We start from the raw sequence: 9,198 nt of genomic DNA, 5'->3' as shown, positions 1-9,198 counted from the left end.
TTGGCCATCGAGGAGAGCACGTCCATCGACTGCGCCCGCGAGATCCGCGGCACCGCATCCATCGCCAACGCCGTCACCCCCCGGACGCGGAGCGCCTCGAGCAGGTCCGGGTTGAGCGCCGGCGCCAACAACGCCACGAGCACGGCTCCGCGACGGAGCTGCCCGACCTCGTCGGCGGAGGGCGCGTTGACCCGGAACACCACATCAGACCCCCACGCATCACCCGCGGTGCCGATGGTCGCGCCCGCCTCGGCGTACACGTCGTCGGTGAAGGAAGACCGCTCGCCCGCACCAGCCTCGACCACCACCTCATACCCCAAACCCACAAGCTGCCTCACCGTGGTGGGAGTCGCCGACACCCGGGTTTCGCCCGCCCCTTCGCGGGTCACGCCGATACGCATAGCGGAGGAGCCTGCCAGTTGAACGAGTGTCAGGAAAGCGATCTCTCGACGCCGAGATTGTTCGAGGCCGGTCGGAACGATCAAAGAGCGGCCAAACGCGGGCTGTGAGACGGACGTCACATCCGGGGTCGTCGAGCGCGTGTCGATAGGCTGGGACCCATGTCCTCCGAGCCCCGCTGGCTGAGCGCGGCCGAGCTCGAGACCTGGATGTCGCTCACCTTCACACTGACGATGCTGCCGGGCGCCCTCGGCGAGCAGCTCCAGCGCGACAGCGGCCTGTCGTTCACGGAGTACTACGTGCTCGCCGGGCTGTCGGACGCCCCCGAGCGGACCATGCGGATGAGCGAGCTCGCCCTGTTCGCCAACGCGGAGCTGTCCCGCCTCTCCCACATGGTGTCGCGGCTGGAGAAGCGCGGCTTCGTACGCCGTCAGCCCGATCCCACGGACGGGCGCTACACCAACGCGATCCTCACCGATGCCGGCATGGCGCACCTGGAGACAGCCGCGCCCGCCCACGTGGCGCGGGTGCGCGAGCTCGTCTTCGACGCCCTGTCACCCGAGCAGGTGGCCCAGCTGCACGCCATCGCCGAGCAGATCAATGCGAAGGTGAACCCGGAGGCCTGTTCGGGACAGTGAGCACGAGCGCGGCCGCGAGCACCCCGGCGATCGCGCAGAGGCCGAAGAGCCACTGGTAGCCGCTCAGCCGCGGGATGTCGGTGCCGCCGAGGCTGAAGGCCAGGCTTGCCAGCAGGCTCGAGCCGATCGCGGTGGCCAGCGTCGAGCCGAGTGAGCGGAAGAGCGTGTTGAGGCCGTTCGCCGCCGCGATCTCGTGCGCGGGCGTGTTGGTGTTGATGAGCGTGGGCATGGCGGCGTACCCGATGCCGGTGCCGACGCCGATCACGCAGGCGCCGACGACGATCTCCCAGAGGTGGCCGGTGAGCAGGATCCGGACGATCCAGCCGGCCGCGACCACGAGGGCGCCGAGGGCGAGGGTCTGCGGGGCGCCGCGCCTGGCGATGAGGCGGGCGGCGATCGGGGCGAAGAGAAGCATCATCAGGCCCGAGGGCAGCATGGTGAGCCCGGCGACGAAGGCGCCCGAGGAGAATCCGTAGGCCCTCTCGCCGGGCGGGAAGACGTCGGGGTCCATCGACACGAACGTCGCGGTGCCGATGAAGGACGCGAACAGCGCGAAGCCGAAGCAGATCGAGGCCAGGTTGGTCATGATGATCGGCTTACGCGCCAGCGCGCGCAGGTCGACCAGCGGCTCGGCGGTGCGGAGCTCGATCGCGGCGAGCAGGCCGAGGAGGATCGCCGAGGCGGCGAGCAGGGACCACACCCAGGGCGAGTCCCAGCCCCACGAGGACGCCTCCTCGAGCGGAAGGATGAGGCAGACCAGGCCGGCCGAGAGCAGGGCCGTGCCGGGGAGGTCGAGCCGGCCGCCGGTGCGCTGGCGGGACTCGGGGACGACGCGCCAGATCCCCACGAGGGCGACGAACGAGGCGGCCGCGCTGATCCACATCAGGATGTGCCAGTCCCAGTTCTCGGCGACGAAGCCGGCGAGCGGCAGGCCGAGCGAGCCACCGATGCCGAGCATCGCGGAGATGAGCGCGACGGACGAGCCCACCTTCTCGCGCGGCATCAGGGTGGCCAGCAGGGAGATGCCGAGCGGGATGATCGCCATGCCGATTCCCTGCACGGCGCGGCCGACGATGAGGATCCCGAGGCTGTCGCCGACGGCGTCGATGAGCGAGCCGACCGTGAGCAGGACCAGGCAGACCAGCAGGATCCGGCGCTTGCCGAACATGTCGCCGAGGCGGCCCATGACCGGGACGGCGACGGCCGCGACGAGGAGGGTCGCGGTGAGCATCCAGGTCGCGCCGGTGCCGTACTCCACGTCGAGCTGTGGCAGCACCGGCACCAGGATCGACTGACTCAGGGAGACGACCAGGCCGGCGAGCGCCACGAAGAGCAGCTCGAGGTTGGCGCGGCTCCCCGATGTGTGGGCACGGATCGCGGCGTCCTCAGGCTCCGCGCCGGGCGCGGCCTCGGCCACGGTGTCGCCCGCGACATCGGCCAGCACGGCGCCCACCACGTCGGACTCGGGCCGCGGGGTCTCGGTCCGCTCGCTCATGGGAGCAGTGAATCAGGTTAGTTGCCCAATGCAACAATGGCGTGACGTGGGATGCCTCACGCGTCGGGGCGGGTCATTCGGAAGAGCTGATGGGCGGTGACCGTGAAGTAGTCGGCCGGGCCGCCCCCGCGGAGCACCGGGCGGGCGGCCGCCGTGCTGAACGCGCCGTCGACGAGGAGCGACTCGTCGATGTGGACGCCGACCACCTCGCCGAGCACCAGCCAGGTGTCCAGCTCCTCGCCCGCCGCGCTGGTGAGGCGGAGGGTCTGGGAGTGGCGGCACTCGAAGACCACACCGGCCTCGGCGACATGCGGCGCGGCGACCGTCCTCGAGTAGCTCGGGGCCAGCCCGGCGAGCTCGAACTCGTCGACGTCGGGCGGGACCATCGCCGAGGTGGCGTTCATCTGCTGTGCCAGCGGCATCGACACGAGGTTCCAGCAGAACTCGCCGGTGGCCTCGATGTTGCGCACCGAGTCCTTGTAGCCCAGGCTCGCGAAGCCGACGATCGGCGGGACGTAGTTGAAGGCGTTGAAGAAGCTGTAGGGCGCGAGGTTGCGGACCCCGCCCGCCGCCGTCGAGATCCACCCGATCGGCCGCGGCGCGACGATCGAGTTGAACGGGTCGTGCGCCAGGCCGTGGCCGGCGGAGGGCTCGTAGAAGTGGCGTGCCATGGGTTGAGCGTACGTAGAGTTCGCCGCATGGATCCGGTGACCGTCTTCGGCCCCGACTTCCCCTTCCCGTACGACGAGTGGCTGGCGCATCCGGCCGGGCTGGGCGTGCTGCCGCCCGAGGCCCACGGGCGGGAGGTGGCGATCGTCGGCGCCGGGCTGTCCGGGCTGGTGTCGGCGTACGAGCTGATGGAGCTGGGCCTGCGGCCGGTCGTCTACGAGCCCGACGGGATCGGGGGGCGGCTGCGCTCGCACCGCTTCGCCGGCGCGGACGGGGTGATCGCGGAGCTCGGCGGGATGCGGTTCCCGGTCTCGGGGACGTCGTTCTACCACTACGTCGACCGGCTCGGCCTCGCCTCGGCGCCGTTCCCCAACCCGCTCACGCCGGCGGCGGGGAGCACGGTCATCGACATCTCCGGCGAGACGCACTACGCCCGCACCCTCGAGGAGCTCCCGCCGGAGTTCGCCGCGATCGCGACCGCATGGGAGGCGGCGCTGGAGGAGATCGGGTTCACCGCGCTGCAGACGGCGCTGCGCGAGCGCGACACCGCCACCCTCAAGCGGCTGTGGGACGCGCTGGTGCCGGTCTGGGACGGGCGCACGTTCTACGACTTCCTGGCCAGCTCCCAGGCCTTCGCCGATCTGCCGTTCCGCAGCCGCGAGGTCTTCGGCATGGTCGGCTTCGGCACCGGCGGCTGGGACTCCGACTTCCCCAACTCGATGCTGGAGATCCTGCGGGTGGTGCTCACCGAGTGCGACACCGACCAGCGCTACGTGGTCGACGGCGTGGAGCAGCTGCCGCGCGGCCTGTGGACCCTCCCCGTCTCCGAGCGCAGCCCGTGGCCGGCGGGCACGACGCTGGCCTCGCTGCACGACGGCCGGGTGCCGAGGCCCGGCGTCGCGCGGATCCGCCGTGGCACGTCCCAGGGCGCGGGCGCGACGCACGCCTTCGACGTCACCGACCGCTGGGGCACGACCCGGACGCATGACGCCGTGGTCGCGACCTGCCAGGCGTGGCTGCTCACCACCCAGATCGACTGCGAGGAGTCGCTCTTCTCCCAGGATCTCTGGATGGCGCTGGACCGGACGCGCTACATGCAGTCGTCGAAGACGTTCGTCATGGTGGACCGGCCCTTCTGGAAGGACATCGACCCGGTCACCGGCCGCGACCTGATGTCGATGACGCTGACCGACCGGCTCACCCGCGGCACCTACCTCTTCGACAACGGCCCCGACCGGCCGGCGGTGATCTGCCTGACCTACTCCTGGATGAGCGACGCGCTCAAGATGCTGCCCTACTCCGTCGACCGCCGCGTCGAGCTGGCGCTCGACGCCCTCGGCAAGATCTATCCGGGCCTGGACATCGCCTCGCACATCGTCGGCGACCCGGTCACGATCTCGTGGGAGGACGACCCCAACTTCCTCGGCGCCTTCAAGGGCGCGCTGCCCGGGCACTATCGCTACAACAGGAGGATGTACACGCACTTCATGCAGGCCGCGATGCCGCCCGAGGAGCGCGGGATCTTCCTCGCCGGCGACGACATCTCCTTCACCCCCGCCTGGGCCGAGGGGGCGGTGCAGACCGCGCTCAACGCGGTGTGGGGCGTGATGACCCACCTCGGCGGCCACGCACCGGCCGAGAGCCCGGGACCGGGCGACCGGTTCGCCGAGCTGGCGCCGATCGACCTGGGGGACTGATGGAGTCGGACTCGTTGCGGGTGGCGGCGTGGCAGGCCGCGCCGGGGCCGCTCGACGTCGACGGCAATCTCGCGCGCCTCGACGCGGTCGCCGCGTCGGCCGCGGCTCGAGGTGCCCAGGTGCTGGTGACGCCGGAGCTCTTCCTCACCGGCTACGCGATCGGCCACGAGGACGTACGCCGGCTGGCGGTCCCCGCCGACGCCCTGCCGTTCCTCGGGCCTCGTGGGATCGCGGCCCGGCACCGGGTCGCGCTGGTGGCCGGCTTCCCCGAGCTCGCCGGCGACGGTCCGGACGCGGCGGTCCACAACGCCGCGGCGGTGGTCGCCCCGGACGGCGCGCTGGTCGCGGTGCACCGCAAGGTGCACCTGTGGGGCTCGCTCGACCAGGCGCAGTTCTCGGCCAACCCCCTCCCCCCGGCGGGCTACGAGCTGCTCGGCCACCGGCTGGGGTCGCTGATCTGCTACGACGTGGAGTTCCCCGAGGCCGTCCGGCGGCTCGCGGTGCAGGGGGCTGCCGTCGTACTCGTCCCGACGGCGAACCCGCTCGGCTGCGACGAGGTGCAGGACGTCCTGCTCCGTGCGCGAGCGGTCGAGAGCGGGGTCGGGATCGTCTACGCGAACTACGCTGGCTCGGATACCCAGCTGACCTACAACGGGACGAGCATGGTCATCGCCCCGGACGGCACCGTGCTCGCGCGGGCCTCCCGCGACGAGGAGGAGCTGCTCGTCGCCGACCTGCCGCTCGGCCCGGACGCGTCGCGGACCGGCGCGGGCTACCTCCGCGACCGACGCCCCGGCCTCTACTGAACCGCCGCTCCCTCCGAGCTGGATGCTCGACGAGGTCGGGGACCTGCGGCACGACGTGAGCGTCTACGACGCGCCGTACGTCGTGCTCGCCGTCGCCCTTACTCGGCCTCATGCATCGTGATCGGGAGGCGGTCGCGGAGCTCGTCGGCGCCGATGCCGAACGTCTCGCGGACGGTCACGCCGTCGGGCCCCACGTCGAAGACGGCGTGGTCGGTGTAGACCCGGCTGACGCAGCCCACGCCGGTGAGCGGCATGGTGCAGGCCTGGACCAGCTTCGGGGAGCCGTCCCTGGCGAAGAGGCTCATCATCACGAAGACGTCCTTCGCACCGATGGCGAGGTCCATCGCCCCACCGACGGCGGGGATGTCGCCCGGCCTGCCGGTCGACCAGTTGGCCAGGTCGCCGGTGGCGGAGACCTCGAAGGCGCCGAGCACGCAGACGTCGAGGTGGCCGCCGCGCATCATGGCGAAGGAGTCGGCGTGGTGGAAGTAGGAGCAGCCGGGGGTCTCGACCACCGGCACCTTGCCGGCGTTGGTGAGGTCGGGGTCGACCTCGTCCCCCACGGCCTTGCGGCCCATGCCGAGCATGCCGTTCTCCGTGTGGAGCACGACGCCCTGGTCCGCGGTGAGGTGGTCGGCGATCTTGGTCGGCTGCCCGATGCCGAGGTTGACGAAGGCGCCGTCGGGGATGTCGCGGGCGATGACGGCCGCGAGCTCGTCCATGGTCAGTGCCATCAGCGCGCTCCCTCGACCGTGTAATGGCGGGCCTCGACCCGGACGACCCGGTCGACGTAGATGGACGGCGTCACGACTGCCTCCGGATCGAGCGAGCCGGTCGGCACGACCTCGCTCACCTGGGCGATCGTGGTGGCGGCGGCTGTCGCCATCACCGGCCCGAAGTTGCGCGCCGTCTTGCGGTAGACGAGGTTGCCCATCCCGTCGGAGGCGTGGGCGCTGATCAGCGCGTAGTCCCCCTTGATGGGGTACTCGAGGACGTAGCGACGGCCGTCGATCTCGCGCTCCTCGCGGCCCTCGGCCAGCGGCGTCCCGACCGCGGTCGGGCAGTAGAAGGCGCCGATGCCCGCACCGGCGGCGCGCATCCGCTCGGCGAGGTTCCCCTGCGGGACGACCTCGAGCTCGATCCTGCCGTCGCGGTAGAGCTCGTCGAAGACGTAGCTGTCGACCTGACGCGGGAAGGAGCAGAGGATCTTGCGGACCCGGCCCGCCTCGAGCAGGGCGGCCAGCCCGACGTCGGCGTTGCCGGCGTTGTTGGCGACGACGGTCAGCTCCCTCGCCCCCTGGCGGATGAGCGCGTCGATCAGGTCGAACGGCATGCCCGCCAGGCCGAAGCCGCCGACGAGGACGGTCGAGCCGTCCTCGATCCCTGCGACGGCCTCGTCGGTGGTCTCGAGCAGCTGTGTCCGGCTCATGCCGCGGCCCCCTCGGCGGCGGGGTTCTCGAGGACGAGGGCGAGGGCCTGGCCCACGCCGATGCAGATGGCGGCCACGCCGTACCGCTCCCCCTTCTCCCTGAGTACGCCGGCGAGCGTGCCGATCAGGCGGCCTCCCGAGGCGCCGAGCGGATGCCCGAGCGCGATCGCGCCACCTCGGGTGTTGACGATCTCGGGGTCGATCCTCCAGGCATCGACGCAGGCGAGCGACTGGACGGCGAAGGCCTCGTTGAGCTCCACCGCGCCGACCTGGTCCCACGCGATGCCGGCGGCGCGCAGCGCCTTCTCCGCGGCCTCGACGGGGGCGAACCCGAAGTCCTGCGGGGCCAGAGCGTGCACGCCGCGGCCGGCGATGCGCGCGATCGGGTCGCGCCCGATGGCCGCGGACGCCCTCTCCGACCCGAGCAGCACCGCCGAGGCGCCGTCGCTCAGCGGGCTGGCGTTGCCGGCCGTGATCGTGCCGCCGTCCTCGGGCGAGCGGAAGACCGGCGCGAGGCCGGCGAGCGTCTCGGGCGTCGAGCCGGGCCGGATGCCCTCGTCGCGAGCGAGGCTCTCCCCCTTCGGGAGGGCGACCGGCGTGACGAGGTCGTCGTAGAAGCCCTCCTCCCAGGCGGCGTGGGCGAGCCGGTGGGAGCGGGCGGCGAACTCGTCCTGGCGCTCGCGGCCGATGCCGAAGCGCTCGCGGAGCTGCTCGTTCGCCTCGCCGAGCGACACGGTCCACTCTGCCGGCATCGCCTCGTTGACCAGCCGCCAGCCGAGCGTGGTCGAGACCAGCGACGCGTCCCCGGCGGGGAAGGCACGCGACGGCTTCGGCAGCACCCAGGGGGCGCGGGTCATCGACTCGACGCCGCCGGTGAGGACGATCTCGGCGTCCCCCGTGTCGATCGCGCGCGAGCCGATGATCGCGGCGTCGAGCGAGGAGCCGCACAGCCGGTTGACCGTGGTGGCGGGAACGGACACGGGCACGCCGGCGAGGAGGAGGCCCATCCGGCCGACGTTCCGGTTGTCCTCCCCCGCCTGGTTGGCGCACCCCCAGACCGTGTCGTCGACGAGGGCGGGGTCGAGCGAGGTGCTCGCGAGCACCGAGGAGATGACGGCCGCCGCGAGGTCGTCGGGGCGCCGGTCGGCCAGCGCCCCGTTGAAGCGTCCGAACGGGGTGCGGGTGGCGGCATACACGAAGGCCATGTCTCGCACGCTAGGCCGGATCATCGATATGCTGAAGTATCGATATCAGTGATCATTAGGAGTCTTCGGATATGGATCTGCGTCACCTGCGCTACTTCGTCGCGGTGGCCGAGGAGCTCCACTTCGGCCGCGCCGCGGCGCGGCTCCACATGGCCCAGCCGCCGCTCTCCCAGGCGATCCGCCAGCTCGAGGCCGAGGTCGGGGCCGAGCTGCTCCACCGGACCACGCGCAGCGTCGAGCTCACCGACGCAGGCCGCGCCTACCTCCGCCGCGCGCGGGACATCCTCGCGGCGGTCGACACCGCGACCGACGAGGCCCGGCTCGTCGCGGCCGGCTCGGTGGGACGGCTCACCATCGGCTGCGTCGGCTCGGCGACGTACTCGCTGCTGCCCCACCTCTCGCGTCAGCTCGCCCGCGAGCTGCCCGGCATCGAGTTCTCCTTCCGCGGCGAGATGCTCGTGCCCGACCAGCTCGAGGCGCTGCGGACCGGCGAGATCGACGTCGCCCTGCTGCGGCCGCCGGTCGCCGACGCCTCCCTGGCCCTCACCCACCTGCGCCGCGACCGGCTCGTCGTCGCGCTGCCGGCCGACCACCGGCTGGCGCGGCGACGGCAGCTGCGGGCGAGCGACCTGCGCGACCTCGACCTGGTGGTCCACTCCGCGGGCCGCCGCTCGATGATGTACGACGTCGTGCGGCGGCTCGCGAAGGACGCCGGGGTGACGCCGCGGATCCGCCACGAGGTGGGCGAGACCTCGACGCTCATCACGCTGGTCGCCGGCGGCCTCGGCGCCGCCGTCGTCCCCGAGCCGGTGACCGCGCTGACCCTGGCGGGCGTGGCCTACCGGCCGCTGGGGCGGCCC

9 protein-coding genes and 1 pseudogene are annotated in these 9,198 nt (G+C 72.1%); 4 read left to right on the top strand and 6 right to left on the bottom strand.

Annotation, left to right across the window (positions count from 1 at the left end; translation table 11 throughout):
* Positions 1–401: pseudogene (locus QM572_RS03290) on the bottom strand (NAD(P)(+) transhydrogenase (Re/Si-specific) subunit alpha); the annotation flags it as partial.
* 159 nt (positions 402–560) lie between these two features.
* Here QM572_RS03290 and QM572_RS03285 point away from each other — a divergent pair.
* Positions 561–1,037: a MarR family winged helix-turn-helix transcriptional regulator gene (locus QM572_RS03285; protein WP_415089996.1), complete on the top strand. Its 477-nt coding sequence runs from the start codon at positions 561–563 to the stop codon at positions 1,035–1,037.
* On the opposite strand, the gene QM572_RS03280 is transcribed toward QM572_RS03285, so the two are convergent.
* On the bottom strand, positions 997–2,532 hold the full coding sequence (locus QM572_RS03280) for an MFS transporter (RefSeq protein WP_415089994.1): 1,536 nt from the start codon (positions 2,530–2,532) through the stop codon (positions 997–999). The two genes, QM572_RS03285 and QM572_RS03280, sit on opposite strands and share 41 nt — an antisense overlap.
* A 56-nt stretch (positions 2,533–2,588) precedes the next feature.
* Positions 2,589–3,203, bottom strand: a complete 615-nt coding sequence (locus QM572_RS03275; protein ID WP_415089992.1) for a flavin reductase family protein — start codon at positions 3,201–3,203, stop codon at positions 2,589–2,591.
* Between the two features lie 27 nt (positions 3,204–3,230).
* Here QM572_RS03275 and QM572_RS03270 point away from each other — a divergent pair, with 27 nt between their 5' ends.
* Positions 3,231–4,898, top strand: coding sequence for a flavin monoamine oxidase family protein (locus QM572_RS03270; RefSeq protein WP_415089990.1), 1,668 nt, complete (start codon positions 3,231–3,233; stop codon positions 4,896–4,898).
* A complete protein-coding gene (locus tag QM572_RS03265) occupies positions 4,898–5,704 on the top strand; it encodes a nitrilase-related carbon-nitrogen hydrolase (protein ID WP_415089988.1) in 807 nt (268 codons plus the stop codon). The genes QM572_RS03270 and QM572_RS03265 overlap by 1 nt, the downstream gene beginning before the upstream one ends.
* Positions 5,705–5,802: 98 nt before the next feature.
* On the opposite strand, the gene QM572_RS03260 is transcribed toward QM572_RS03265, so the two are convergent.
* From QM572_RS03260 to QM572_RS03250, 3 genes are read right to left on the bottom strand one after another with little or no spacing between them, the layout of a single operon-like run.
* Entirely contained in the window at positions 5,803–6,438 is a 636-nt protein-coding gene (locus QM572_RS03260) for a 3-oxoacid CoA-transferase subunit B (protein ID WP_415089986.1), read from the bottom strand.
* Complete coding sequence (locus QM572_RS03255; RefSeq protein ID WP_415089984.1) at positions 6,438–7,133, bottom strand: 3-oxoacid CoA-transferase subunit A; 696 nt, start codon at positions 7,131–7,133, stop codon at positions 6,438–6,440. Before QM572_RS03255 ends, QM572_RS03260 begins: the two co-directional genes overlap by 1 nt.
* Complete coding sequence (locus QM572_RS03250) at positions 7,130–8,338, bottom strand: thiolase family protein (protein ID WP_415089982.1); 1,209 nt, start codon at positions 8,336–8,338, stop codon at positions 7,130–7,132. Before QM572_RS03250 ends, QM572_RS03255 begins: the two co-directional genes overlap by 4 nt.
* Before the next feature lie 71 nt (positions 8,339–8,409).
* Between QM572_RS03250 and QM572_RS03245 the strand changes: the two genes are divergently transcribed.
* On the top strand, positions 8,410–9,198 hold a 789-nt coding region (locus QM572_RS03245; protein WP_415089980.1), incomplete at its 3' end, for a LysR substrate-binding domain-containing protein.

Origin of the sequence: Nocardioides sp. (assembly GCF_047607365.1) — a bacterium.
Taxonomy (GTDB): domain Bacteria; phylum Actinomycetota; class Actinomycetes; order Propionibacteriales; family Nocardioidaceae; genus Nocardioides.
The sequence above is the reverse complement of the archived record's forward strand: the minus strand, read 5'-3'. Positions and strand labels throughout refer to the sequence as shown.

Excerpts from the sequence above, each read along its gene's own strand:
- QM572_RS03285 (WP_415089996.1), top strand. The coding sequence starts at position 561 with ATGTCCTCCGAGCCCCGCTGGCTGAGCGCGGCCGAGCTCGAGACCTGG.
- QM572_RS03275 (WP_415089992.1), bottom strand. The coding sequence starts at position 3,203 with ATGGCACGCCACTTCTACGAGCCCTCCGCCGGCCACGGCCTGGCGCAC.
- QM572_RS03255 (WP_415089984.1), bottom strand. The coding sequence starts at position 7,133 with ATGAGCCGGACACAGCTGCTCGAGACCACCGACGAGGCCGTCGCAGGG.
- QM572_RS03270 (WP_415089990.1), top strand. The coding sequence starts at position 3,231 with ATGGATCCGGTGACCGTCTTCGGCCCCGACTTCCCCTTCCCGTACGAC.
- QM572_RS03280 (WP_415089994.1), bottom strand. The coding sequence starts at position 2,532 with ATGAGCGAGCGGACCGAGACCCCGCGGCCCGAGTCCGACGTGGTGGGC.
- QM572_RS03265 (WP_415089988.1), top strand. The coding sequence starts at position 4,898 with ATGGAGTCGGACTCGTTGCGGGTGGCGGCGTGGCAGGCCGCGCCGGGG.
- QM572_RS03260 (WP_415089986.1), bottom strand. The coding sequence starts at position 6,438 with ATGGCACTGACCATGGACGAGCTCGCGGCCGTCATCGCCCGCGACATC.
- QM572_RS03250 (WP_415089982.1), bottom strand. The coding sequence starts at position 8,338 with ATGGCCTTCGTGTATGCCGCCACCCGCACCCCGTTCGGACGCTTCAAC.